Source organism: Tersicoccus sp. Bi-70, from assembly GCF_001968825.1.
GTDB lineage: Bacteria > Actinomycetota > Actinomycetes > Actinomycetales > Micrococcaceae > Tersicoccus.
In genome coordinates this window covers 40,263-65,513 of record NZ_MIEU01000002.1, presented here as the reverse complement: position 1 = coordinate 65,513, position 25,251 = coordinate 40,263, and the positions used below count along the sequence as shown (strand labels likewise).

Genomic DNA, 25,251 nt, shown 5'->3' with positions numbered 1-25,251 from the left:
ATCCGGTGAGCACCGGCTCCGTCAGCGATTCCGTGCCATCCGCACTCGGCTGCCCCGTCACGGGGACGGGCCACCGGACAGGCGGAATGACGCGGTTCGTCGTTGTCGATTGGCTGGATCCAGACTATCAAAGATCGGCGGGCGCCCCTGACACGACCCCTGCCACGATGCCGGTCCGACGCTGATGCACGCGAGAGTGTTCCGCCCGGGGACGGGACCGGACGCCGCTCAGGGAAGGTAGAGCCGGCGGGAACGCGCGAAGCCGGCGAGCTCGGCCACCTGCCAGGCGATCAGGGTGGCGACCGCGGAGCCGACGAACCACGCCGGATCCACCCAGCCGGGCCGGCCGATCAGCACGAGCACGGCACCGAAGCCGATCACCTTGACGACGTAGGTGACGAGGAAGGCCCGCAGCGCCCGGGTGCCCCCGGCGGACTCGAATCGGTGCCCCACGAGCAGGCTGATCGCGAAGAACGCCATCACCAGCACGGCGGACCCGAGCGCACTGCCCGCTGCCCCCCACCCGGCGATCACCGCACCGGCCACCGCCACCACGACGGCGAGCGGGACGCACACCAGCAGGCACAGCCGCAGCATCGGCAGCCACACGCTCGGCACCGGGGCGGCCGCGGCCACCGGGCCCGCGGCGGCGGACGCACCGCGACGGCGGATCACGCCCGGCCCCCGCCGGTCGCCTTCGGCCTCCGCACGCCGGTGCCGGGATCGCGGCGCGAGCGCCGGAGCCGTCCGATCAGCGCGGGGGACGCGAGATAGCCGGCGACGACGGCGATCCCGGCGACCGTCGCGGCGATCGACGTCCCGAGCGTGCCCTGCGCGGAGACCACGCCGAGGAGCCCGACGGCGATGGTGCAGGCCGTGACGACGACCGAGGAGCCCAGGTGGGACAGCCCGACGTCGGTGAGGCGCTGGTACACGTGCTCGCGGTGTGGCGCGTACCAGCGGGCGCCCGAACGGACGCGGCGGACCCAGGTGAACGCCGTGTCGGCGAGGTAGATGACCAGCGGCGAGAGCAGGTACTCCACGTACACGCCGGCCAGGAAGCCCGCCGCAGCCATCGCCGCGACCATCCCACCGAGCAGGTACGAGCCGACGTCGCCGAGGAACACCGCTCCCCCACCGCGTCCGCCGGCCAGGTTCCAGGGCAGGAACGCCGCGAAGGCGACCGCGAGGACGAGGGCGCCGACGGTGAGCCACCACTGCCCCGAGAGCTGACCCGCCAGCGCGTAGAAGAGCCCGACGGTGACGCCGTGCAGGCCGGAGATGCCGTTGATGCCGTCCATGAAGTTCGCGACGTTGATGTAGACGGCGATCGCCAGGGCCCCGGCGGGGATCCACCAGCCGGTCTGCCCGAACGCCAGCGCGATGGCGGTCGTCCCGACGGCGCCGATGAGCAGCTGGGCGGTGGCGCGGAAGCGCACCGAGACGCCACGGAAGTCCTCGACCCACCCGAGGGCGGCGGCCGCCGACGCGATCAGCAGCACGATCACGGTGACCCCCCGGTCCACCCGGACGGTGCCGGTGACCAGGGCGAGGACCATGCCGACGACGACGGCGGCCCATGCCGACAAGCCCATCCCCCGCACCACCGGGCGGGCGTGGGAGGAGCGCGCGTTGGGCACGTCGATGACGCCACCGCGCAGCAGCAGGGGACGCAGGAGCGCGGGCAGGGCGCCGGAGAGCACCAGGACGGCGACGAGGACGAGGACGAGCACGGCGGGTGCCGTCACTGACCGGAGGCCGGCGGGTAGCCCGGCTCGTAGGGCCGGGCGTCCCGCTGCTGGGTGGGCACGATCGAGATGAAGCCGGTTTCGGGGCCGGACCCGTCCATGCCGGCGCGGCGCTTCCACTCCTCGTAGTCCAGCCGGCCGGGATCGAGTTCGGCGATCGCGGTGCGGGAGATCTTGGGATGGACGCGCTCGTCGGTCTCGTCGCGGCCGATCAGTTCCTCGTGCAGCTTCTCGCCGTGCCGCAGGCCGGTGAAGACGATGTCGACGTCGCGCCCGGACATGGCGATCATCCGTCGGGCCACGTCGAGGATCTTGACCGGCTCCCCCATGTCGAGGATCAGCACGTCCCCGGGGTTGCCGATCGCCCCGGCCTGGACGAGCAGCTGGCACGCCTCCGGGATCGTCATGAAGAAGCGGCTGACCTCGCGATCCGTCACGGTGACCGGGCCGCCGGCGCGGATCTGCTCGGTGAAGAGCGGCAGCATCGACCCGCGGCTGCCGATCACGTTGCCGAACCGCACGGAGACGAACCGGCGTCCGCTGACCCGCGCCGCCCAGGCCGTCATCCGCTCGGCCATCCGCTTGGAGTGCCCGAGCACGGAGGTCGGGTTGGCGGCCTTGTCGGTGGAGATGTTGACGAAGGTCTCGACCCCGGCCTCGAGCGAGGCGTGCAGGACGTTGAGGGTGCCGAGCACGTTGGTCTTGTACGCCTCCCCGGGGTACTGCTCGAGCAGGGAGACGTGCTTGAGGGCGGCCGCGTGGAAGACCACCTCGGGCCGACGCCGCAGGAACACCTTGCCGATCGCCTCCGCGTCGCGGATGTCGGCGAGCACGGTGTCGCGGCCGTCGAGCAGGCCCCGCCCGGTCAGGGAGATCTGGGTCGACTGCAGGGCCGACTCGTCCCGGTCCACCATGATCAGCTCGGCCGGGGCGAACGCACTGATCTGGCGGCACAGTTCGGAGCCTATGGAGCCCCCCGCGCCGGTGACGAGCACCTTGCGGCCGGTCAGATACCCGGCGATCTCGTCGACGTTGGTGTCCACCGGGTGGCGGCCGATCAGGTCCTCGACGGCCACGTCGCGGAAGTCGCCCAGACCGGGGCTGCCGGCGAGCATGTCCCGCAGCGGGGGCAGGACGAGGACCCGGATCTGCTGGCCGGCCACCTGGTCGGAGATCTCGCGGAGCTTCTTGGCCTCCAGGTCGGCGACGGCGACGACGAGTACCGTGGCCCGGGTGCGACGCACCGCGTCGGCGATGTCCTCGGTACGGCCCATCACCGGGACGCTGTCGATGCGCAGGTGCTTCTTGGCCGGGTCGTCGTCGATCAGCCCGACGGGGCGGTAGGGCGACTGGGGATCGTTGTTCATCCGCCGGGCCAGGGAACCGCCGAGGAAACCGGCGCCGTAGATCAAGGTGCGCTGCGCCCCCGAGCCCGGCTTGGCGCGGGACTCGACGTACATGCGCTTGACGTACCGGCTCGCCGCCATGAACAGGCACGCGAACGGGAACGCGATCAGCGCCGTCGAGCGCGGGATGTGCAGCGACCGGTAGAAGAGCAGGGAGGCGGCCAGCAGCAGGGCCGAGACGATCACGGTGACGACGACGAGCAGCTTGGCCTCGTTGAAGCTGCCGAAGACGTAGCGGCCCCGGTAGAGGGCGAAGGCGTAGCCCACCACGGCCTGGCTCACGATGGCGAGGGCGCCGTAGACGGTGACGTCCGGCAGGGAGATGAAGTCGACGGTCAGCTCGTACCGCAGCACGAGGGCGAGCACGATCGCGATGATCCAGGCGGCGGCGTCCAGCGCGAACTGGATCCAGAACCACAGCGCCGGCTTGTCCTCGCGGGGCAGGCCTCCGGCACCGGTGGTGATCTGCGCCATCGTGCTCCGTTTCGTCGGACAAGGACCGGGACCGCACGGTGCCGGGCTCGTCCGCGGCACCGGTCCCGTGGACTAGGGTGGAATCTACCCCACCATACCCACCGCCGCCCCGGAAGATGCGGGGCGAGACGGAAGGACGCCATGCCGCAGAACCCCCTCGACGACTCGTCCGGAGTCCCGGCGGAGCCGTCGGTGGAGCCGTCGCTTCGCGAGGCGCGGATCGCGGCCGCGGTGGTCACCCTGGACCGGCCCGACGACCTGCGCCTCCTGCTCGAGGGGTTCGCCCGGCAGACGACGGCGCTGGCGTCCGTGGTGCTGGTCGACTCCGGTTCCTCGCCGGTGCGCGAGCTCGCGGAGGCGGCGGACGTGCCCGTGACCTATCTGCGCTCCGAGGTCAACCTCGGCGGTGCCGGCGGGTTCGCGCTGGCCATCCTCGCCGCCCTGGCCTCGGGCGCCGAGTGGATCTGGATCATGGACGACGACGCGCACCCCGAGGACGCCGGCACCCTCGCCGCCCTCGTCGACGCCGCGGCCGAGCGGGACCTCGAGGTGGTGCTGCCGCTGGTGGTCACCCCGGACGACCCGGATCGGCTCTCGTTCCACTTCCGCGTCGACGGGCACAGCACGCACGACCGGGCCACGGTCGAGGCCGCCGGCTTCCGCGCGGACGTGGGCCACTTCTTCAACGGCGCCCTCGTGCACCGCGACGTCTTCTACACAGTGGGCCTGCCGGACCTGCGGATGTTCCTGCGGGGGGACGAGACCGACTTCATGCTGCGGCTGCGCCGCGCCGGCGTCCGGTTCGGCACCGTGACCACCGCGGCCCTGCGGCACCCCTCCGGCGAGGCGGAACTGCAGCACGTGATCGGCGACCGGCTGCACGTCCTCGTCCCGGAGACGGAGACCAAGCGCTTCTACTTCTACCGCAACCGGGGTCAGCTGATCCGGCGCTACCGCCGCGTCCGCTCGCTGGCCGCCGACGGTGTCGGCTATCCCCTCTACTTCCTGCGCCACGGTGATGTGGCGGGGCTGGCCGCGTGGGCGCGGCCGTTCGTCGCGGGGTTGCGGAACCGGTCCTTCGGTCCCCCGTGGAACCTGCCGCGATGACCGAGCGCACCGGTCACGAGACGGCGACCACCGTGCCCGCCGTGCACCTCGTCATCGTCACCTTCAACCGGTCCGACTACCTGCGTGGCCTCCTCGACAGCGTCCTGGCGCTGGCGCCGGCGCCAGCCGGCGTCACCGTGGTGGACAACGCGAGCACCGACGACACGCCGGAGGTGACCGCCGCGTTCGCCGCCGCGGCGCCGTTCCCGGTCCGGGTCGAGCGGCTGCCGGTCAACAGCGGTGGTTCCGGCGGATTCCGTGCCGGGGTGCGCGCCGTGCTCGACGGCACTGCCCCGCAGGACGCCGCGTGGCTGTGGCTGATGGACGACGACGTCGTCACCGTCCCGGACGCGCTCGCCGCGATCGGGCCGTTCCTCGCCGACGCCGGCGCGGTGCACGGGCGCCGGTGGGACGAGGAGGACAAGCCGTTCTTCTGGCAGAACCGCTTCCACGCCTGGCTCGGCATTCCGCTCCCGGTGCCGGGCGACGTGTTCCGCTCCGGCCCGGTGATGCGCACCGACGTCGGTTGCTTCGAGGGCATGTTCCTCAACCGGCGCACCGCGGAGCGGGTCGGGCCGCCGGACGGCCGCTTCTTCATCACCTGGGACGACGCGATGTACGGCTGGCTGATCTCCCGCACCGAACCCGTCACCTACGTCGACCGGTTCGTGCTGCGCAAGGTCCGCCCTCAACGCCACGTCGACCTCGGCGTCCGGCACCTGAACGATTCGTCCGACCTGAGCCGCTACCACGTGATGCGCAACCGCGGCCACGTCGCCCGCTACCTCCAGGCCGAGCAGGCGTACTCCCGCCCGGGCTTCGCGGTCGGCACCGCGCTCACCGCGGCCAAGGAACTGGTCCGGCTGCTGCTGGTCGAGCGCCGGGTCCGCGGCGTGGTGCCGCTGTGGCGGGGCTGGCGGGACAGCCGCCCCATCCTGCGCGACCCTGCGTGGACGCCGGAGATGGGGACGCCGGAGATGGGAACACCGCAGACAGGCACGACGGACATCGGAACAGCGGAGGGGAACGCATGAGGGTCGCCGTTCTCGGTGGACGTGGGTTCATCGGCCAGGCGCTGGTGGATCGCCTCACCCGGTCGTCCGTGCCCGTGGTCACCGTCGTCGCGCCCCGGCTGCGCTCCCACGCCGCCGACGCCGACGAGGTCCTGGCAGACGCGCGCGCGGAGGTCGAGGCCCTGGCGCACCTGACGGAGCTCTTCTCCGGCGTCGACGTCGTCATCAACGCGGCCGGCATGGCCACGCCCGACGGCGCCGCCCGCGACCGGATGACCGGCGCGAACGCGGTGCTGCCCGTCGTCGCGGCCCTCGCCGCCCAGCGCGCCGGGGTGGCCCGGTTCGTCCATCTCTCCTCCGCCGCGGTGCAGGGCGACCGTCCGCGGCTCGACGAGTCGGACGACCTCGCGCCGTTCTCCGCCTACTCGCGGTCCAAGGCGCTGGCCGAGCGGACCCTGCGGCAGCTCGACGTCGGATCGACCCAGCTGGTGATCGTCCGTGCCACCTCCGTGCAGGGGGCGGGACGGCCCACGACGGCAGCCCTGGCCCGGATCGCACGCTCCCCCCTGGCCTCCGTCGCCTCCGGTGCACCGCGGTCCACGCCGGTGGTCTCCGTCCGGCACCTGGTCGGCTTCGTCCTCACCGTCGCCGGTTGGGCCGGGGAGCTGCCGCCCGTCGTCCTGCAGCCCGGCGAGGGACTGCGCACCGACGAGGTGCTGCGCCTGGCCGGCGGGCGGGACCCGCTCACGGTGCCCGCCGTGCTCTGCCGGACGGCCGTGCGCACGGGGTATCTGGCGTCGCGGCTGGCCGGTGACCGACTGCGTGGGGCCGTGCGGCGCGTGGAGCTGATGTGGTTCGGCCAGGAGGACGACCCGGCCTGGGCCCGCGAGAACGGGGTGACGGTGCACGGCGACGTGCGCGACGTCCTCCAGCGCGCCGGACGGCGCTGACGCCACCGGGCCGAAGCAGCCGTCTCAGGCGTGGTCGGAGGCGGCGCCGGTCTCGCTGCTGTCCTGCTCGCTGCCGTCGGCGTCGCTGGTGTCCGTCCCGTCCGTGATGTCCGGGACGACCTCGCGCAGCCGATCGACGCTCAGCGCTCCGACGCGCACGACGACGAAGCCCTCGCCCGTGCAGTCGACGATGGTCGAGGGCACGTTCTCGCCACGGGAGCCGCCGTCGAGGTAGAGGCCGACGGCGTCGCCGAGTTGCTCCTGCGCCTCCGCCGCGGTAGATGCGGCCGGGTGACCGGTGCGGTTCGCGGAGGACACCGCCAGCGGACCGGTCAGGCCGAGCAGGTCGAGGGCGATCCGGTCGTCGGGCATCCGGAGCGCGACCGTGCCGTGGGTCTCCCCCAGGTCCCAGGTCAACGACGGCTGCGCGCGCAGGATGAGGGTGAGCGGGCCGGGCCAGAAGGCGGCGGCGAGGTCGCGCGCCTGCTGGGGCACCTCGGTGGCCAGCCCGTCGAGCACCTCGGGCCGCGCCACGAGGACCGGCGGCGGCATGGTCCGGCCGCGGCCCTTCGCGGCGAGCAGGGTCGCCACCGCCTGCGGGGAGAACGCGTCCGCCCCGATGCCGTACACGGTGTCGGTGGGCAGCACGATGCACTGCTGCGCGGTGATCGCCTCGTGCGCGCGGGCCAGGCCCTCGGCCCGGCCGGCGTCGTCGGTGCAGTCGATGATCTCGCTCATGCGCGAGTGCCTCCGTTCTCGTGCGGGTGATGGTCGGGCCGGCTGTCCGGGGTGGCGATGTCCGGGGTGGCGCTGTCCGGCTCGACACCGTCCGGGGTGAAGCCGGACGTCGCGCGTCGCCGCCCGGTGAGATCCGGATGGGCGCGGACCCCGGTGAAGCCCGCGGCGGTGAAGATCCGTTCCACGGCCGGGCCCTGCTGCTCGGCGTGCTCCATCACGAGGAAGCCGCCGGGCCGCAGCGCCGCGAACGCCGCGACGGCCGCCGCGGCCGGGTGCTCCAGGCCACCCCGCGCGCCCCCGTAGAGGGCCTCGGGCGGGTCGTGCTCCGCGACCTCCGGGTCGACCGGCACGGCGTCCGGCGGCACGTAGGGCGGGTTGGTGATGACGACGTCGAAGGTGCCCTCCCGCCCGGCCAGGGCGGTGCGGAAGTCCCCGGCGAGCAGGTCGACGCCGGTGCCGGCAAGATTGCGCTGCGCCCAGGCGAGGGCGAGTTCGCTGCGTTCGACGGCCACCACGCGGGCGCCGGGCACCTCGGCCGCGACGGCGGCGGCGATCGCACCGGACCCGGTGCCGAGATCGGCGACCACCGGAGCGCTCAGCCCCTCGTCACGCAGCCAGTCCAGGGCCACCTGCACGACGGACTCGGTCTCGGGCCTCGGGATGAACACGCCGGGTCCGACCGCGAGGTCGACGGTGCGGAAGGAGGCGGTGCCGGTCAAGTGCTGCAGCGGGATGCGGTGCGCCCGTTCGGCGACCAGGTCCGCCAGCCCCGCCGGCGCGTCGGCGCCGGTCAGCGCCAGGGCTCGGACCCGCCCGCGGTTCACGCGCAGCAGGTGCGCGGCGAGCAGTTCCGCATCGACGCGGGGCGAGGGCACACCGGCCTCGGCGAGGGCGGACTCGGCGTCGCGCAGCGCCGCGGCCAGGTCGGTGCGACCGGCGTCGGAGAAGCCGGCGTCCCCGGTCACGCCACGTCCTCCCCGAGCGCCGCGAGGCGGGCCGCCTCGTCGGCGTCGATGCAGGACTGGACGACCGGGCCGAGGTCGCCGTCCATCACGGCGTCCAGGTTGTAGGCCTTGTATCCCGTGCGGTGATCCGCGATGCGGTTCTCCGGGAAGTTGTAGGTCCGGATCCGCTCGGAGCGGTCCATCGTGCGGATCTGCGACTTGCGCTGCGCCGAGTTCTCGGCGTCGATCTGCTCCTGCTGGTGGGCCAGGATGCGGGCGCGGAGCACGCGCATGCCGGCCTCACGGTTCTGCAACTGCGACTTCTCGTTCTGCATGGCGACGACGATGCCGGTGGGCAGGTGGGTGATCCGCACCGCGGAGTCGGTCGTGTTGACGGACTGGCCACCGGGACCGGAGGACCGGTAGACGTCGATCTTCAGGTCGTTGGCGCCGATCTCGATCTCCTCGGGCTCGTCCACCTCGGGCAGCGCGAGCACGCCGGCCGCCGAGGTGTGGATCCGGCCCTGGGACTCGGTCACGGGCACCCGCTGGACGCGGTGCACCCCGCCCTCGTACTTCAGGTGGGCCCAGACGCCCGCCGCCGGGTCGCTCGCCGATCCCTTGACGGCCACGGACACGTCCTTGTAGCCCCCCAGGTCCGAGCCGGTCTCGGCGATGATCTCGGTCTTCCAGCCCCGGCCCTCCGCGTACCGCGTGTACATGCGCAGCAGGTCGCCGGCGAAGAGGGCGGACTCCTCGCCGCCCTCTCCCGCCTTGATCTCGAGGATGACGTTGCGGCCGTCGTCGGGATCGCGCGGGATCAGCAGCCGGCGCAGCCGCTCGGTTGCGGCGTCCAGGTCGGCCTCCAGTCCGGGCACCTCGGCGGCGAGCTCCGGGTCCTCGGCGGCCAGTTCGCGCGTGGCCTCCAGGTCACCGGAGAGACTCTCGTACCGCCGGTAGGCCTCGACGATGCCGTTCAACTGCGCGTAACGCCGGCCGAGCTGACGGGCGCGCCGGGGGTCGGCGTGCACCGCCGGGTCCGCCAGCGAGGTCTGCAGTTCCGTGTGCTCGGTGAGCAACCCGTGGACCGACTCGAACATGGTCTCCTCTTCTCCTGCCGCTGTTCCTGCGTCGACGACCGCTGCCGCCTCGACGTCCTCCTGCACCGACGACGCCGCCCCGCCCGCGCGGCCCGGCCGCGCCCCTCAGGAGGAGGGAACGGGACCGGACCCGCGCGATGCGGGGCGGCGGTGACGGAGCTAGTTGTCGTCGGACTTGCTGGCGAGGGTCGTGCGACCCACCGTCATGAGGAACTCCGCGTTGGACTGCGTCTCGCGGATCTTGCCGGTCAGCAGCTCCAGGGCCTGCTGCTGCTCGAGCCCGGAGAGGACGCGGCGCAGCTTCCACATGATCTTGACCTCCTCCGGCGAGAGGAGGTTCTCCTCGCGCCGGGTGCCGGAGGCGTTCACGTCCACGGCCGGGAAGATGCGCTTGTCCGCGAGGTTGCGGGACAGGCGCAGCTCCATGTTGCCGGTGCCCTTGAACTCCTCGAAGATCACCTCGTCCATCTTCGAGCCGGTCTCGACCAGCGCGGTGGCGAGGATCGTCAGCGAACCGCCGTTCTCGATGTTGCGCGCCGCACCGAAGAACCGCTTCGGCGGGTACAGGGCCGCAGCGTCGACACCACCGGAGAGGATGCGCCCGGAGGACGGGGCCGCGTTGTTGTAGGCACGGCCGAGGCGGGTCATCGAGTCGAGCAGGACGACGACGTCCATGCCCATCTCGACGAGGCGCTTGGCACGCTCGATGGCGAGCTCGGCGACCGTCGTGTGGTCGTCGGCCGGGCGGTCGAACGTCGAGGCGATGACCTCGCCGCGCACCGACCGCTGCATGTCGGTGACCTCTTCCGGACGCTCGTCCACCAGCACCATCATCAGGTGCACCTCGGGGTTGTTGGTGGTGATCGCGTTGGCGATGGCCTGCAGGATCATCGTCTTGCCGGCCTTCGGCGGCGAGACGATCAGACCGCGCTGGCCCTTGCCGATCGGGGCGACGAGGTCGATGACGCGCGGGCCGATCCGCTTGGGATCGGTCTCCAGACGCAGTCGCTCGGACGGGTAGAGCGGCACCAGCTTGGTGAACTCGACCCGGTCCTTGTTGTCCTCGGGGTTCTTGCCGTTGACGCTGGTGAGCTTGACCAGGGCGTTGAACTTCTGGCGTGCGCTCTGGCCCTGGTTGTTGTTGTTCTCACCGTCACGCGGGGCGCGGATGGCGCCGACGACGGCGTCACCCTTGCGCAGGTGGTACTTCTTCACCTGGTTCAGCGAGACGTAGACGTCGTTCTGGCCGGGCAGGTAACCGGACGTGCGGACGAACGCGTAGTTGTCCAGCACGTCGAGGATGCCGGCGACGGGCAGCAGGACGTCGTCCTCGGTGACCTCGGTGTCGTCCACCTCGGGGCCGGCGTTGCGGCGGCGGCGATCGCTGCGGTCACGGAACCGGTCGTTGCGGTCGTCCCGGTTGTTGCGATCGTTCCGGTCGTTGCGGTTCCGGTTGCGCCGGTTCCGCCCGCCGCGGGAATCGTCGTCGTTCCGGTTGTCGTTCCGACCCTCGCTGCGGTTCTCGTTCCGGTTCTCGTTCTCGTCACGATCCCGGTTGCGGTTGCGCTCGCGACGGGACTGGCGGCTCTCCTGGCGGGAGCCGTTGTCGTCGCCGGACTGCTGGTCCTGCTTGGCCTGGGTGTTCTGGCCGTTCTGGCCCGCCTGGTTGTCCTGGCCGGAAGCGTTGTTCTGGCCGTTCTGGCCTGACTGGGTGTTCTGGCTCGACTGGCCGTTCTGGCCGTCGCGCTTCTCGTCGCGGTTCCGGTTGCGGTTGCGCTGGCGTCGGCTCTCGTTCTCGCCGGACTGCTCGCCGTCACCGGACTGCTCGGTGCGCTGGCCGTTCTGGTCCGGCTGACCCGCCGACTGCTCGGACTCGGTCGCCGACGGCGCTGCCGCCTCGACGACGCCCGTGCTGCTCGCCCGGCGGCTGCGGCCCCGGCCGCCGCGCTCGGGGGCGGTGCCGTTCGACTCACCGGCGGCGCCGTTCTGGGGAGCGCCGTTCTGGGTGGTGCCGTTCTGGGCGGCGCCGTTGTCGCCGGCACCGGCGTCGGACCGGGCCTGCGTGGGCCGGTCGGCGACGGAGGAGCCGCGCTGGTGGGCGCTGATGGCGGTCACGAGATCGCTCTTGCGCATCCGGGAGCCGCCGCTGATGCCGAGCTGGCCGGCGAGGGCCTGCAGCTGGGCGAGCTTCAGGCCGGCGAGCCCGTTGGCGCGCGGGCCCTCGGACGCTTCGTCGGCGCCGGAGGTCGTGGTGGTCGACTCCGCCGTCGCCGGCGTGGTCGGGCGGCTCGCGGTGCGCGTGCCGGCGGCGCTCGCGGCGCCCTGGTCGGCCGTCGTGGCCGGGACGGTGTCCCCGGCGACGCGGTCGTTCTCCGTACCTGGCAACAGGTCGGTGGTGTTGGTCACGAAGGATCCTTCCCCCTCGATATCCGGTCGTCACTGGACGACGACCGTCGGGTAGTGGCTGAGCCGACCGCCATGCGACCGGCTCCACGCGCCCCCGCACCCGCGGCGGAGAACTGCCTGCTCAGGGTCGGGGCGGTGTTGGCGTCTTCTCACCAGCGCCGGCGGATGCCCGGTCCGGGACTGATCCGTGCCCGGAGCGGGGGTGCTCCGAGGACGGCAGGAAGGAGAAGAACTGCACCAGGTGCGGCGGCGGGAACGAGCCGTGCGGGTCGGCCGGGAAACGGCCGGACCGCGGGAGGTTTCGCCCTGCTGGGCGCACGAGCCGTATGGCGACACGGGAAACATAACATCTGACGCAGCGCGTTCGCGGAACGTCCGCCGTGGGTCGGCGCCGCGTGTGGACACGGTGATCGCACGGTGTTCGGCATTCGCGAAGCACTGCTGTACAGGATGGCCTAGGTTCGAGGCCTCCGTCTGTCAGGCGTCCGTCTCTCACACGGTGTACTGGCCGCCTCAGTCTCGGTGCTCTTCGATTCTAGCACCCTCGCGCCCGACCCCCGGGGTGATCACGGTCCACCGGTCGCCGTCGCCGGTGCGGCTCCGGTGCTCCTGGACGGCCCGCACGACGGCGTCGCGCTGCGCCGGATCGACGGCGAGCGTGAGCACGCTGGGGCCGGCTCCCGAGATGACGGTGGCGAAGCCGAGGGCGCGCAGTGCACGGAGCAGGTCGGCGCTCGCGGGCATCGCCGCGGCGCGCACGTCCTGGTGGAGGTAGTCCCGGGTCGCGGGCGGCAGCAGCTCCGGCGCCGAGCCGATGGCGTGGACCAGCAGGGCGGCCCGGCCGCTGTTGGCCGCCGCCTGGGTGTGCGCCACCGACGGCGGCAGCAGACCCCGGCTGACCTCGGTGGACAGTTCCGTCGTCGGGATCGCCATCACGGGGCTGACGGCCGGGTGGACCGGAACGACCGCGTGACCGACCGTGTCGTCGTCACGCTCCCAGGAGAGCACGAGCGATCCGAAGATCGCGGGCGCGACGTTGTCCGGGTGCCCCTCGAGGTGGGAGCACCACTGGAACATCGCCTCCTCGTCGGCGCGGGCGTCGGCCGGCAGCAGCGCGTTGGCGGCCAGGACACCGGAGACGATGGCGGCGGCGGAGGAGCCCAGACCCCGGCCGTGCGGGATCACGTTGACGGCGCTCAGGTGCAGCGCCGGTGCCGCGTATCCCGCTCGCTCGAGCGTGCGGCGGATGGTGCGCACCACCAGGTGCCGCTCGTCGGTGGGCACCTGGCCGGCGCCCTCCCCCACCACGTCGACGGTCAGGGCCGGGCCCGGCGTCGTGTCCACGGTCAGCTCGTCCCGCAGGTCCAGGGCCAGGCCGATGCAGTCGAACCCCGGGCCGACGTTGCCGACGGTCGCCGGCACGCTCACCCGGACCCGCTGCCCGGCGGCGACGGGTGTCAGTGCCCGTTCGCCGGTGGCGAGGGCGGGAGTGGGGCCGCCGGAGGTGCCCTCGTCGATGGTCACGCCCGTCATCTCACTGCAGGCCGAGGGCGTCGGCCACGCTGACGACGTCGAACGGCACCCGGGTGGGTTCGATCGCGGAGCCGTCGGCCGACTTGAGCGCCCAGTCCGGATCCTTGAGGCCGTGCCCGGTGACGGTGATGACGATCGTCTGGCCCGGCTCGACCTCGCCCGCGGCGTGCTTCTTGAGCAGCCCCGCGACACCGGCGGCGGAGGCGGGCTCGACGAACACGCCCTCCTTCGCGGAGAGCCAGCGGTGCGCCTCGAGGATCTGCTCGTCGGTGACGGACTCGATCACGCCGCCGGACTCGTCGCGCGCGGCCTCGGCCTGCTCCCACGAGGCGGGGTTGCCGATCCGGATCGCGGTCGCGATGGTGTCCGGCTCCGTGACCGGGTGGCCGAGCACGATCGGCGCGGCGCCCGCGGCCTGGAAGCCCCACATCCGCGGCCGGCGGGTGGCCACCGGGGCGACGGTCTCGCCCGCCTGGTTCTCCCACGGCGTCGAGTACTCGACGTACCCGCGCCAGTAGGCGGTGATGTTGCCCGCGTTGCCGACCGGCAGCAGGTGCAGGTCCGGGGCGTCGCCCAGCGCGTCGACGACCTCGAACGAGCCCGTCTTCTGGCCCTCGATGCGCGCCGGGTTGACCGAGTTGACGAGGAACACCGGGTACGCCTCGGCGAGCTTGCGCGCCACCTCGAGGCAGTTGTCGAAGTTGCCGTCCACCTGCAGCAGGGTCGCCCCGTGGGCGAGCGCCTGGCTCAGCTTGCCGAGCGAGATCTTGCCCTCCGGCACGAGGACGGCGCAGGTCAGGCCGGCCTGCTTGGCGTAGGCCGCCGCGGAGGCGGACGTGTTGCCGGTCGACGCGCAGACCACGGCCCGGGCTCCGGCGGCCTTGGCCGCCGTCATCGCCATCGTCATGCCCCGGTCCTTGAAGGAGCCGGTCGGGTTCATGCCCTCGACCTTGATCCGCACGTCACAGCCGGTCAGCTCGGAGAGGTGCCGGGCGGGGACGAGCGGGGTGCCGCCCTCGCCGAGAGTCACGACCTCGGTCTGCTCGGTGACCGGCAACCGGTCGGCGTACTCGCGGATCACGCCGCGCCACTGATGAGCCATCTCAGGCCCCTTCCACTCGCAGGATGCTGGTGACCTCGTGCACGACGTCGAGCTGCCCGACGGCCTCGACGGTGCGGCGCAGGGCCGTGTCGAGAGCGCGATGGGTGACGATGCGCAGCTCGGCGTCGCCGGCCTCGTCACCGCCCCCGTCGGCGTGCGTCGACTGGCGCATGGTCTCGATCGAGACGCCGTGGTCGGCGAAGACGGCGGCGATCGCCGCGAGCACGCCGGACGCGTCGGCGACCCGCAGGCCGATCGCGTAGCTGGTGACGACGGCGTCGAGTCCCACCGGGGTGATGCTCGCGGCGACGCTCTCGGTGACGCCCGGGCCGCCGAGCACGCGACGGCGGGCGGAGCTGACGATGTCGCCGAGGACGGCGGAGGCGGTGGGCACGCCCCCGGCACCGGCGCCGTAGAACATCAGAGAGCCGGCGTACTCGGCCTCGATGTAGACGGCGTTGTACGCGCCGCGCACGGAGGCGAGCGCGTGCTCGCGCGACAGCAGGGTCGGGTGCACGCGCACGGCGACGCCGCGGTCGCCGTCGGGGGCGTCCGGGTCCGCGGGCACGGCCTCGCAGATGGCGAGGAGCTTGATCACGTAGCCGGCCTCGCGGGCCGCGGCGACGTCCTGCGCGGTGATCGCCGTGATGCCCTCGCAGGACACGTGGGCCGGGTCGAAGCTGGTGTGGAAGGCGAGCGAGGCCAGGATGGTGGCCTTCGCGGCAGCGTCCAGGCCCTCGACGTCCGCAGTCGGGTCGGCCTCCGCGTAGCCGAGGCGCTGGGCGTCGGCGAGGGCGTCCGCGAAGGAGGCCCCGGTGGCGTCCATCGCGTCAAGGATGTAGTTCGTGGTGCCGTTGACGATGCCGAGCACCTTGGTGATGTTGTCGCCGGCGAGGTTGTCGCGCACCGGCCGGATGATCGGGATGGCGCCGGCGACGGCGGCCTCGTAGGCCAGCTGAACGCCCGCCTCCTCGGCGGCCGCGTACAGCTCCGGGCCGTGCTCGGCCAGCAGTGCCTTGTTGCCGGTGACCACCGTGGCGCCGGCGGCGAGCGCGTCGAGAATCAGCGTCCGGGCCGGCTCGATGCCGCCCATCAGCTCGACGACGAGATCCGCGCCGGCCAGCACGGCCGTCGCGTCCGTGCTGAGCAGCTCGCGGGGCAGCTCCACCGTGCGGGGGGCGTCGACGTCGCGCACGGCGATCCCGGTCAGTTCCAGCCGCGCGCCCACGCGCGCGGCGAGGACGTCGGCGTCCTCGAGCAGGATCCGGGCCACCTGGGCGCCGACGTTGCCGGCCCCGAGCAGGGCCACCTTCAGCGTCTCCATCACACTCCCGTCTGCCCCGCCGGTTCCGGGACGTCCCGGGCCAGCAGGTCGGTCTCGGTCTCGCCGCGCACGATGGGGCGGGCCGAACCGTCGAGGACCGCCGTCACCCCCGGCCGCGGCAGGTAGTTGTAATTGCTCGACAGGGACCAGCAGTAGGCCCCGGTCGCGGGCACGGCGAGCACGTCCCCGGCGCGCAGGTCCGCGGGCAGGTAGACGTCGCGCACGACGATGTCCCCGCTCTCGCAGTGCTTGCCGACCACCCGGCACAGGGCGGGCCCGGCGGTCGAGGTGCGGGAGGCGAGCACCGCGGAGTAGTCCGCGTCGTAGAGCACGGGCCGCGGGTTGTCGCTCATGCCGCCGTCGACCGAGACGTAGCGGCGGACCGCCGTCGCGTCATCGGCGGCGTTCTGTCCCTCGGCGACGTCCACCCGGACGTCCTTGATCGTGCCCACCGTGTAGAGGGTGATGCCGGCGGTGCCGACGATCGCACGGCCCGGCTCGATCGAGATCCGGGGCACGGTCAGCCCGAGCTCGCCGCAGGTCTCGCGCACGACGGCCGCGGTCGCGGCGGCGATGTCGGCCGGGGCGCGCGGGGCGTCGCCGGGCACGTAGGCGATGCCGTGACCGCCGCCCAGGTCCAGCTCGGGCAGTTCGACGCCGTGCCGGTCCTTCACGTGGGCGAGGAAGCCGAGCAGCCGGCGGGCCGCCGCCTCGAAGCCGTCGGGCTCGAAGATCTGGGAACCGATGTGGCAGTGCACGCCGATCAGGTCGAGGTGTTCGGCGGCGAGCGCGGCGGCGACGGCGGCCTCGGCGGGCGACCCGGTGAAGCCCGGCGTCCCGGCCTCGCCGTCGTCGCCGGTCTCCCGCGTGTCCCCCGCCAGGGAGAGCCCGAACTTCTGGTCCTCGTGGGCGGTAGCGATGAAGTCGTGCGTGTGGGCGTGCACGCCCGGGGTGAGCCGCAGCATCACCGGGGCACGGACCCCGGCCTCGGCGGCGAGGGCGTCGAGGCGGGCGAGCTCGGGCAGGCTGTCGGCGACGATCCGCCCGACGCCGGCCTCCAGCGCGCGGCGCAGCTCGGCGTCGGACTTGTTGTTCCCGTGCAGGCTCATCCGCGCGCCGGGCACACCCGCGCGCAGGGCGACGAGCATCTCGCCGCCCGACGCGGTGTCCAGGCACAGGCCCTCCTCGATCACCCAGCGGGCGACCGCGGTGCACAGGAACGCCTTGCCGGCGTAGTAGACGTCCACGGTGGTGCGCTGCGTCTCGTCGTCGCCGGCGGCGAAGGCCTCGGTGAAGGCGTCGCGGAAGGCACGCGCGCGGGCGCGGAACTCGCCCTCGGAGAGGATGTAGGACGGCGTGCCGAACCGGTCGGTCAACTCGGTCAGGCCGACGCCGCCCACCGTCAGGGCGCCGTCGTCGTCACGGACGGCGTCAGCGGGCCAGAGGCCGGGCACGAGCGCGTCGACGTCGTCGGGCACGGTCAGCCACGCCGGGGCGAGGGGGCTCGCGTTCACGCCGGTCTTGCTCACGCTGTTCACCTGCTCGTTCACATGCGCTCCGGCGCGCTGACGCCGAGCATGCCGAGGCCGTTGGCCAGCACCTGACGGGTCGCGTCGTTGAGCCAGCGGCGGGACCGGTGCGTGTCCGTGACCTCCTCGCCGGAGAGCGGCGTCACGCGGCGCACGTCGTACCAGCGGTGGTAGGTACCGGCGAGCAGTTCGAGGTGGCGGGCCACGCGGTGCGGCTCGCGGAACTGGGCAGCCTGCGCGACGACGCCGGGGTACTGGCCGAGCGCCGCGAGCAGGGCGGACTCGGTGGCGTGGTCGAAGACGGACGCGTCGAACGCGTCGGCGCTGCGATCCACCCCGGCGGCGTCGGCGTTGCGGCCGACGGCGCAGGTGCGGGCGTGCGCGTACTGGACGTAGAACACGGGGTTGTCGTTCGAGTGCCGGACGAGCAGATCCAGGTCGATGTCGATGTTCGAGTCGACCGAGTAGCGGGTCAGCGCGTAGCGGGCGGCGTCGACCCCGACGGCCTCGACCAGATCCTCCATCGTCACCACGGTGCCGGCCCGCTTGGACATCCGCATCGGCTTGCCGTCGCGCACCAGGTTGACCATCTGCCCGATCAGCACCTCGACGGTCGCCGGGTCGTCGCCGAGGGCCGCCGCGGCCGCCTTGAGCCGGGCCACGTACCCGTGGTGGTCGGCGCCGAGCATGTAGAGGCACAGGTCGAAGCCGCGCGAGCGCTTGTCCTTGAAGTAGGCGATGTCACCGGCGATGTAGGCGGCGTTCCCGTCGGACTTGATCACCACGCGGTCCTTGTCGTCCCCGTAGTCGGTGGACCGCAGCCACCACGCGCCGTCGGCGAAGTAGAGGGTGTCCGAGGCCTTCAGCTGTTCGAGCAGCGTCTCGACCGAGCCGGCGGTGAACAGCGAGTCCTCGTGGAAGTAGACGTCGAAGTCGACCCCGAAGTCGTGCAGGGAGCGCTTGATCTCGTCGAACATCAGGGTCACGCCGACCGACCGGAACACCTCCTGCGGGTCCGGGTCGCTCAGGGCGTCGGGCCGCAGGGCGAGCACCTGGTCGGCGATCTCGGCGATGTACTCCCCGCCGTAGCCGTCCTCGGGCGCGGCCTGCCCCTGGGCGCGGGCCAGGAGGGACCGGGCGAAGCGGTCGATCTGTGCGCCGTGGTCGTTGAAGTAGTACTCGCGGACGACGTCGGCGCCCTGCGCGGTGAGCACGCGGGCCAGCGCGTCGCCGACCGCCGCCCAGCGGGTTCCGCCGAGGTGGATGGGGCCGGTCGGGTTGGCCGAGACGAACTCGAGGTTCACCCGGGTGCCCGCCATCGTGCTGCCGGTGCCGAACGCGGTGCCGGCCTCGACGACGGTGCGGGCCAGCTCGCCCGCGGCCGCGGTGTCCAGCACGATGTTGAGGAAGCCGGGACCCGCGATGTCCACCGAGGCGACGCCGTCGACGGCGGCAAGCCGGCCCTGCAGCAGGGTCGCGATCTCGCGCGGCGGGCGGCCGGTCGGCTTGGCCAGCTGGAGGGCGACGCTGGTGGCCCAGTCCCCGTGCTCCCGGTTCTTCGGTCGCTCCACGCGCACCGCCGGAACCGTCGTCAGCGCCAGATCGCCGGCGTCGACGGCGGCCTGGAGGCAGGCAGCAAGAGCGGAGGAGAGTTCTTCGGGAGTCACCCGTTCAGGGTACCGGCGCGGCGTGTCGGGCCTCGAATCGTTGCGTCGCCGCGCTTCCCCCTCGCGCAGCTCGTCAATTGATGTCGTGGCGAGACCCTGATGGACACCGGATGGGACACCTATCGACGAGCGGGCGCATGAACAGGAGCCGTCAGGGGCGGGCGAGCTGGTCCTCGAGCATCCGCGGACGGCAGCACACCGCGCCGCCGACGGCCACGACCACCAGTCCCCCGCACAGCAGGATCACCGGGGCGAGCCAGCCGCCGGTGGCCTCGTGCAGGATGCCGACGAACAGCGGGCCGAGGCACGCGAACCCGTAGCCGAGGCCCTGGGCGAAGCCGGAGAGCGCCTGCGCGCCGCGGTACGTGCGCGTGCGCAGGTTGATCAGCACGAGGGCCAGCGGGAAGCTCGCCTGACCCACGCCGAGCAGGCAGACCCACAGCCACACCGTGCCGGGCGCGGAGCCGAGCAGGCCGAAGTAGGCGACGGCGTAGGTGATCACGCCCGCCAGGCACAGCGGATAGGGGTTGCGCAGGCGAGCGGCCAGCACGGGGACGATCAGGCTCAGCGGCATGCCGATGAAGGCGAAGAGGGAGAGCATCGCCCCGCCCCCGGCACGGTCCAGGCCGGCATCGAGCACGATCTGCGGCAGCCACGTGAACATGGAGAAGGTGTTGAACGAGGTGAAGCCCATCATCGCGACCAGTCCCCAGGCCAGCGGCGAGCGCCACGGCTTGAGCGCGACCTCGGGTTCGGCGGGATCGGCGCCGTGCTCGCTGCCCGAGGCCGGCCGTTCCGACGCCGTCCGATCGGACGCACGCTGATCGGATGCCGTGCGCTGGGGACCGGTCGCGTCGTCGGCGGCGTCTCCCAGCGGCCTCCGAGCTCCCCGTCCCCGCGACCGGACGAGACCGAGCCACGGCAGCGCCGCGACGAGGCACGCGATCGCCCACGCGCCGGTGGACACCCGCCAGTCGGTGGCCTCGGCGAGCGGCACCGCGACCAGCGGCGGCACGGCGGTGCTCAGGGCGAGGATCGTCACGTAGAGCGCGGTGACGGAGCCGATGGCGTCCGGGAAGTACTTCTTGACCAGCGGCGGGAGCAGCACGTTGCCCACGCCGAGACCCGCGACCGCGAGCACCGAGAGGGCGAGGAAGACGCCGGTGTCCGACGTGAGGGCCCGACCCACCTGCCCGACGATCGAGACCGCCATCGCGAGGACGGCGAGCCACTCGCCGCTGATCCGGCGCAGCGCGGCCGGGGTGAGCACACCGAAGACGGCGAAGGCGATGGGCGGCAGCATGCCGAGCAGACCCGTGGTGGTCGCGTTCAGCGGCACGTCCCGGGCGATGGCGCTGACCAGCGGTGTGACGTCGGTGACGGCCACCCGGAGGGTGAATGCCAGCAGCATGATTCCGGCCAGGGCCAGCAACCGGCCCCTCCAACGCGTCCACTCCACCCTGCGAGGCTATCGGCTGGCGAGCCACCGGGCCGTGACGAGTCGGACGGCTCCGTGGATGCCCGCAGGATTCGGTGTCCGGGTGGCGACGCTGGTACGCTGAGGGACGCACCAGCCCGCGTAGCTCAGTGGATAGAGCGTCTGCCTCCGGAGCAGAAGGCCGTAGGTTCGAATCCTATCGCGGGCACCACAGCAGCACGAGAGCCCGGACCCGTCAAGGGTCCGGGCTCTCGTCATGTGTGCGGCCCCGGCAGCGCCGGTCACCCGTCGGTCCACCTCGCCCGTGGCAGGATCGGCGCATGGCCCTGTACACCCTCGGTTCCCTGTCCGCCGTCGCCGCCACCGACCGTCCCGACCTGCTCGGCGAGCCCGTGCGGGCGGCGCTGAGCGCGCTCGGCTGGCTGGACCGCGTCGGCGTCGTCGAGATCGACCCCGACCTCTCCGACACCGCCGCAACGGAGGAGGCCTACGGCCTGGACACGCAGACGCTGGTCAACTGCGTCGTCGTCGCCGGCAAGCGGGAGGGCATCGAGAAGGTCGCCGCCTGCGCGGTGCCGGCCACCACCCGCGCCGACGTCAACAGCACCGTCAAACGGCGCCTCGACGTGCGCAAGGCCTCGTTCCTGGCCCGGGAGGACGCCGTCGAGCGCACCGGCATGGAGTTCGGCGGGATCAGCTCGATCGGTCTGCCGGCCGACTGGCCGGTGCTCGTCGACGCCCGCGTTCCGGCGCTGCCGGTCATCTGCATCGGCTCGGGCGTGCGCCGCTCGAAGCTGCTGCTGCCCGGCGCGATGCTGGCCGACCTGCCGGCCGCCGCCGTGATCGAGGGCCTCGGCATCTGAGGCCTCTTTACCGCCCCGGCACAGCCCTGTGACGCGCGGACCCGCGGACGTCAGCCGACGTGCACGTGCGGCCGCAGCAGCACCATCGGCTCGGCCCGGCGCAGGATCTCCCGCGTCACCGGCGCCACCTCGCCCTGCCCGGAGAAGACGAAGCGCGCCAGGTTGGTCAGGGGGTTGCCCTCCGTCCACTCGAAGTAGACGTGGGGCACCTCGTCGGTCAGGTCGCGGATCTGCAGCAGCACCGCGGCGATGGTGTTCGGCACCACCGGGCTGGTGACCCGCAGGACGTCCGCGTCGCCCACCCGGATGCCGCGCACGTCGAGCTCGACGGCGAAGTCCGAGGAGTCGACCACGGTCACCTCGAGGAAGAGCGGGTGGGCACCCGAGGGCAGGTGATCCCGGCCCGTCACCTCCTGCAGCTTCTCCGCGTACTGCCCCGGGCCGCCGTGACCGGCCTCGTGGGCGATCACGGTGACGCCGTCCGGACTGTTCGCCTCCTTCAGCATCGCCAGGGCCGCCTCGTCGAAGGTCACATCGGTCTCCCGCAGCTCGAACGAACGCATCACCCGGGAGACGAAGGAGACGACGAGGATCGCCAGGATGAAGATCGCCGCGATCCGCACGCCCTCGGGGCGTTCGATGACGTTCGCGACCGTCGTGTAGACGAAGACGACGGTCACGGCCGCGAACGCGATGGTCGCCCGCCGGGTGCGCCGCCGGGCGACCGCGAGGGTGACCGCCACGGCCGCCGACGTCATCAGCACGAGCACGCCCGTGGCGTACGCGCCGCCCTGGGCGTTGACGTCGGCGTCGAACACGACGGTCACGAGCACCGCGGCGGCGAAGAACACGGCGATCAGGGGCCGGACGGCCGACGCCCACTCGGGCGCCATGCCGTAGCGGGGCAGGTAGCGCGGCACCAGGTTGAGCAGGCCGGCCATGGCGGAGGCACCCGCGAACCACAGGATGGTGATGGTGCTCAGGTCGTAGACGCTCGCGAACACCGGGCCGAGGTAGGCGTGCGCGACGTAGGCGAGTGCCCGCCCCTCCGCCTGGCCGCCCGCCTGGAACTCGGCCGGCGGGATGAGGATCGTGGTGGCGAAGCTGGAGGTCAGCAGGAAGACGCTCATGATGGCGGCCGACGTCGTCAGCAGCCGCCGGGCGCCCCGGATGCGTCCCTGCAGGCCGTCGTCACCCGCGGCAGCGGAGCCGGAACCGGCCTTGGAGCGGGACCGGGAGCTGGAACGCGAGCCGCGGATCTGCGGCATCACCGCGACGCCGGTCTCGAAACCGGACATGCCGAGCGCGAGCTTGGGGAAGACGAGCAGGCTCGTGCCGAGCACGGCCCAGCCGCCGCCGTGCACCGTGGTGACCGCGTCGACCCAGTGGTTCAGCAGCGCCGGGTGCGCGGCGACCTGCAGCAGGGCTGTGCCGACCACGACGACGTTGAGTGCCAGGTAGACACCCACGAGGACGACGGCAAAACCGATGGCCTCGGCGAAGCCGCGCAGGAAGACGACGGCGAGCAGGGTCAGCAGCACGATGGTCACCCACACCTGGCCGCCGTGCAGGAACGACGGCGCGAGCGGGTTGCCGATCAGGTGCGCCGAGGCGTCCGCCGCGGAGAGCGTCATGGTGATCATGAAGTCGGTGGCGGCGAACCCGAGCAGCACCAGGACGAAGACCTTGCCCCGCCAGCGCGGCATCAACCGTTCGAGCATGGCCACCGAGCCGGCGCCGTGAGGACTCTCCGCCGCGACCCGCCGGTACACCGGCAGCGCCCCGAACAGCGTCACGGCGATGAGGATGATGGTGGCCATCGGGGAGAGGAAACCCGCCGCGAGCGCGGCGATGGCGGGCTGGTAGCCGAGGGTGGAGAAGTAGTCGACGCCCGTCAGGCACATGACCTTCCACCACGGGTGGCGGGGATGCTCCTCCGCCGGCTGGGCGCCCGGGCCCTGGTGCGATCCCGCCTGGTCGTTCAGGCCCTCGAGGAACCAGTTGCGCAGACGACCGCGTCGTTCCTGCCGGTCCAGCAGGGACGGGTGTGCCATCGGGTCCTCCTCGTCGCCCGCGCACGCCGGACGATCCTGCCCGGGCCGGTCGGGCCGATCCTGACCCGAACCTACACCCGGCGCGGGGCGGTACCGGAGGGGTGTCGGACCAGCCTGTTCCTCCCGGATCCGCCGCCGGTTTCAGCCGGTCAGCGGCCGGTGGGCGTACAGGTCGCGCAGCAGGGCGATCTCGGCTCCGTGGTGGATCACCTCGCGGTTGATGTGCACGACGAGTTCGAGCATCGAGTGCTCCGCCCACTCCCCCTCCGCCTCCCCGATGGGCGCGGCGGCCCGCTCCGGGGTGAGGGCGGCGACGCCGTCGTTCCACCCGGCGTACACCCGGTCGAGCTGGGCGAGCGCCTCGTCCGCCGTCGCGGCGTAGGCGTGGCCGCGGTAGTCCATCGGCTCGCCACCGAAGTGCGAGGCGACCCGTGTCCCGAGGACGCCGACGATCAGGTGCCCGAGACGCCAGGCGATGGTCGTGACCGGGGCCGGCTCCGGCTCGGGCAGGGCGAACTCGATCCGGTGGGTGCCCGTGCCGACCGCCATCGGCGCCGTGATCTGCGCCTCGGGTCGGACGTTCCAGCACCCGGCGACCGGCTCCCAGACGTACTCGTCGTCGGTCAGACCGGCCAACCGGGGCTGCAGCTGGTGGTCCCAGTGCCAGCTGGGCTGATCCCGGACGATCGTGATCGGATCCATGGCTGTCCCTCATCTCTGACGGGGTGGGTGTCTCCACCGGCGTGATGCCAGCGTAGGAGCGGCTGCGGACGGAAACTGTCCGCAGGACTCGCCTAGGCTGAGACCGTGATCCAGACGTCCGCGCGCCTGCTGGCCCTGCTGTCCCTGCTCCAGGTGCGCCGCGAGTGGTCGGGACCGGACCTCGCCGACCGGCTGCAGGTCACCGAACGGACCGTGCGCCGTGACGTCGACAAGCTGCGCACCCTCGGCTACCCGATCCGTTCCTCCCCCGGCGCCTCCGGCGGCTACCAGCTCGGCGCGGGCGCGAACCTGCCCCCGCTGCTGCTCGACGACGACGAGGCCCTCGCCGTCGCGCTCGGACTGAACGCCGTCTCGATCAGCCCCGTCGCCGGTGTCGGCGAGGCCTCGGTGCGGGCGCTGGCCAAGCTCCAGCAGGTGGCCCCGCCCCGGCTGCGCGGCCGGTTCGCGTCGCTGCGGGACTCGGTCTCCGCCCTCGGCGGCCCGTCGGCGCACATCGACGCGACCGTGCTCACCGCCATCACGACGGCGATCACGGACCGGCGGGTGCTGCCCTTCGACCACGTCGGCCGGGACGAGACGGCCACCCGGCGGCTGGTGGAGCCGTACCGGCTGATCGATGCCGGCCGCCGCTGGTACCTCGTCGGGTTCGACCTGGACCGGGACGACTGGCGCACCTTCCGCGTCGACCGGATCGAGCGCACGGCCACGCCCCGCGGACGGTTCGCCCCGCGGCCCCTGCCGGCGGCCGACCTGACCGACTACGTGCAGCAGACCATCACCCGCTCCCCCTACCGGTACGACCTGTGCGTGCGGATCGGCGCCCCCGTCGAACGCGTGACCGAACTGCTCGGTCCGCTCGTGGCGCAGGTGGAGGCGGAGGACGGCGGCAGCACCCTGGTCCGCGTCGGCGCGGACTCCCTGGACTGGGCCCTCGCGCAGCTGATCGGCACCGGCGAACCGTTCACCCTGATCTCCCCGCCGGAGCTGCTCGACCGGGCCCGCGTGCTGGCCGACCGGCTGGCGGAGGCCGCCGTCGGCGACGTCGCCGCTCCCCCGGACGCCGAGGGTCCTCCCGGCGCCGTCGTTCCGCGGGATCCTGCCGTTCCCCCCGACGCTGCGCGCACCTAGGCTG

General features: G+C 72.7%; 20 protein-coding genes and 1 tRNA gene. 6 read left to right on the top strand and 15 right to left on the bottom strand.

The window, feature by feature from the left end:
• Nucleotides 1–228: 228 nt before the first annotated feature.
• The 3 genes from BGP79_RS00475 to BGP79_RS00465 are packed head-to-tail and all read right to left on the bottom strand — an operon-like array spanning nt 229 to nt 3,628.
• Nucleotides 229–675: a hypothetical protein gene (locus BGP79_RS00475; RefSeq protein WP_076692738.1), complete on the bottom strand. Its 447-nt coding sequence runs from the start codon at nt 673–675 to the stop codon at nt 229–231.
• Nucleotides 672–1,748 (bottom strand): UDP-phosphate glycosyltransferase, encoded by a 1,077-nt coding sequence (locus BGP79_RS00470; RefSeq protein WP_233120991.1) that lies wholly within the window; start codon nt 1,746–1,748, stop codon nt 672–674. The genes BGP79_RS00475 and BGP79_RS00470 overlap by 4 nt, the downstream gene beginning before the upstream one ends.
• Nucleotides 1,745–3,628 (bottom strand): nucleoside-diphosphate sugar epimerase/dehydratase, encoded by a 1,884-nt coding sequence (locus tag BGP79_RS00465; RefSeq protein WP_076692737.1) that lies wholly within the window; start codon nt 3,626–3,628, stop codon nt 1,745–1,747. Before BGP79_RS00465 ends, BGP79_RS00470 begins: the two co-directional genes overlap by 4 nt.
• Before the next feature lie 141 nt (nt 3,629–3,769).
• Between BGP79_RS00465 and BGP79_RS00460 the strand changes: the two genes are divergently transcribed.
• Genes BGP79_RS00460 through BGP79_RS00450 form a run of 3 tightly spaced genes read left to right on the top strand, consistent with a single transcriptional unit; the run spans nt 3,770 to nt 6,698 of the window.
• The gene (locus BGP79_RS00460; RefSeq protein ID WP_083701430.1) at nt 3,770–4,735 is read left to right on the top strand and encodes a glycosyltransferase; all 966 of its coding nucleotides are present in this window, start codon (nt 3,770–3,772) and stop codon (nt 4,733–4,735) included.
• A complete protein-coding gene (locus tag BGP79_RS00455; protein ID WP_076692736.1) occupies nt 4,732–5,769 on the top strand; it encodes a glycosyltransferase in 1,038 nt (345 codons plus the stop codon). Before BGP79_RS00460 ends, BGP79_RS00455 begins: the two co-directional genes overlap by 4 nt.
• A complete protein-coding gene (locus BGP79_RS00450) occupies nt 5,766–6,698 on the top strand; it encodes an NAD(P)-dependent oxidoreductase (protein WP_076692735.1) in 933 nt (310 codons plus the stop codon). Before BGP79_RS00455 ends, BGP79_RS00450 begins: the two co-directional genes overlap by 4 nt.
• A gap of 24 nt (nt 6,699–6,722) precedes the next feature.
• On the opposite strand, the gene BGP79_RS00445 is transcribed toward BGP79_RS00450, so the two are convergent.
• The 10 genes from BGP79_RS00445 to BGP79_RS00400 form a co-directional block, all read right to left on the bottom strand.
• On the bottom strand, nt 6,723–7,436 hold the full coding sequence (locus tag BGP79_RS00445) for an L-threonylcarbamoyladenylate synthase (RefSeq protein ID WP_076692734.1): 714 nt from the start codon (nt 7,434–7,436) through the stop codon (nt 6,723–6,725).
• A complete protein-coding gene (prmC, locus tag BGP79_RS00440) occupies nt 7,433–8,401 on the bottom strand; it encodes a peptide chain release factor N(5)-glutamine methyltransferase (protein WP_083701429.1) in 969 nt (322 codons plus the stop codon). The genes BGP79_RS00445 and prmC overlap by 4 nt, the downstream gene beginning before the upstream one ends.
• On the bottom strand, nt 8,398–9,480 hold the full coding sequence (prfA, locus tag BGP79_RS00435; protein WP_076692733.1) for a peptide chain release factor 1: 1,083 nt from the start codon (nt 9,478–9,480) through the stop codon (nt 8,398–8,400). Before prfA ends, prmC begins: the two co-directional genes overlap by 4 nt.
• Nucleotides 9,481–9,639: 159 nt before the next feature.
• Nucleotides 9,640–11,673: a transcription termination factor Rho gene (gene rho, locus BGP79_RS00430; protein WP_233121045.1), complete on the bottom strand. Its 2,034-nt coding sequence runs from the start codon at nt 11,671–11,673 to the stop codon at nt 9,640–9,642.
• Nucleotides 11,674–12,399: 726 nt separating this feature from the next.
• Nucleotides 12,400–13,410 (bottom strand): homoserine kinase, encoded by a 1,011-nt coding sequence (gene thrB / locus BGP79_RS00425; RefSeq protein ID WP_233120990.1) that lies wholly within the window; start codon nt 13,408–13,410, stop codon nt 12,400–12,402.
• Nucleotides 13,411–13,420: 10 nt separating this feature from the next.
• Nucleotides 13,421–14,521, bottom strand: a complete 1,101-nt coding sequence (gene thrC / locus BGP79_RS00420) for a threonine synthase (protein ID WP_076692732.1) — start codon at nt 14,519–14,521, stop codon at nt 13,421–13,423.
• Between the two features lies 1 nt (nt 14,522).
• A complete protein-coding gene (locus BGP79_RS00415; RefSeq protein ID WP_076692731.1) occupies nt 14,523–15,845 on the bottom strand; it encodes a homoserine dehydrogenase in 1,323 nt (440 codons plus the stop codon).
• The gene (lysA, locus tag BGP79_RS00410) at nt 15,845–17,374 is read right to left on the bottom strand and encodes a diaminopimelate decarboxylase (RefSeq protein ID WP_076693232.1); all 1,530 of its coding nucleotides are present in this window, start codon (nt 17,372–17,374) and stop codon (nt 15,845–15,847) included. Before lysA ends, BGP79_RS00415 begins: the two co-directional genes overlap by 1 nt.
• A gap of 17 nt (nt 17,375–17,391) precedes the next feature.
• The gene (argS, locus tag BGP79_RS00405; protein WP_076692730.1) at nt 17,392–19,041 is read right to left on the bottom strand and encodes an arginine--tRNA ligase; all 1,650 of its coding nucleotides are present in this window, start codon (nt 19,039–19,041) and stop codon (nt 17,392–17,394) included.
• 151 nt (nt 19,042–19,192) lie between these two features.
• A complete protein-coding gene (locus BGP79_RS00400) occupies nt 19,193–20,500 on the bottom strand; it encodes an MFS transporter (protein ID WP_076692729.1) in 1,308 nt (435 codons plus the stop codon).
• A 114-nt stretch (nt 20,501–20,614) separates the two neighbouring features.
• On the opposite strand from BGP79_RS00400, the gene BGP79_RS00395 reads away from it, so the two are divergent.
• Nucleotides 20,615–20,690 (top strand) — tRNA-Arg (locus BGP79_RS00395).
• Between the two features lie 109 nt (nt 20,691–20,799).
• Nucleotides 20,800–21,342, top strand: a complete 543-nt coding sequence (locus BGP79_RS00390) for a YbaK/EbsC family protein (RefSeq protein WP_076692728.1) — start codon at nt 20,800–20,802, stop codon at nt 21,340–21,342.
• Between the two features lie 50 nt (nt 21,343–21,392).
• Here BGP79_RS00390 and BGP79_RS00385 read toward each other — a convergent pair whose 3' ends face one another.
• On the bottom strand, nt 21,393–23,396 hold the full coding sequence (locus tag BGP79_RS00385; protein ID WP_076692727.1) for an amino acid transporter: 2,004 nt from the start codon (nt 23,394–23,396) through the stop codon (nt 21,393–21,395).
• A 141-nt stretch (nt 23,397–23,537) separates the two neighbouring features.
• Nucleotides 23,538–24,098, bottom strand: a complete 561-nt coding sequence (locus tag BGP79_RS00380) for a DinB family protein (protein ID WP_076692726.1) — start codon at nt 24,096–24,098, stop codon at nt 23,538–23,540.
• 105 nt (nt 24,099–24,203) lie between these two features.
• Here BGP79_RS00380 and BGP79_RS00375 point away from each other — a divergent pair, with 105 nt between their 5' ends.
• Entirely contained in the window at nt 24,204–25,247 is a 1,044-nt protein-coding gene (locus tag BGP79_RS00375) for a YafY family protein (protein WP_076692725.1), read from the top strand.
• Nucleotides 25,248–25,251 lie beyond the last annotated feature (4 nt).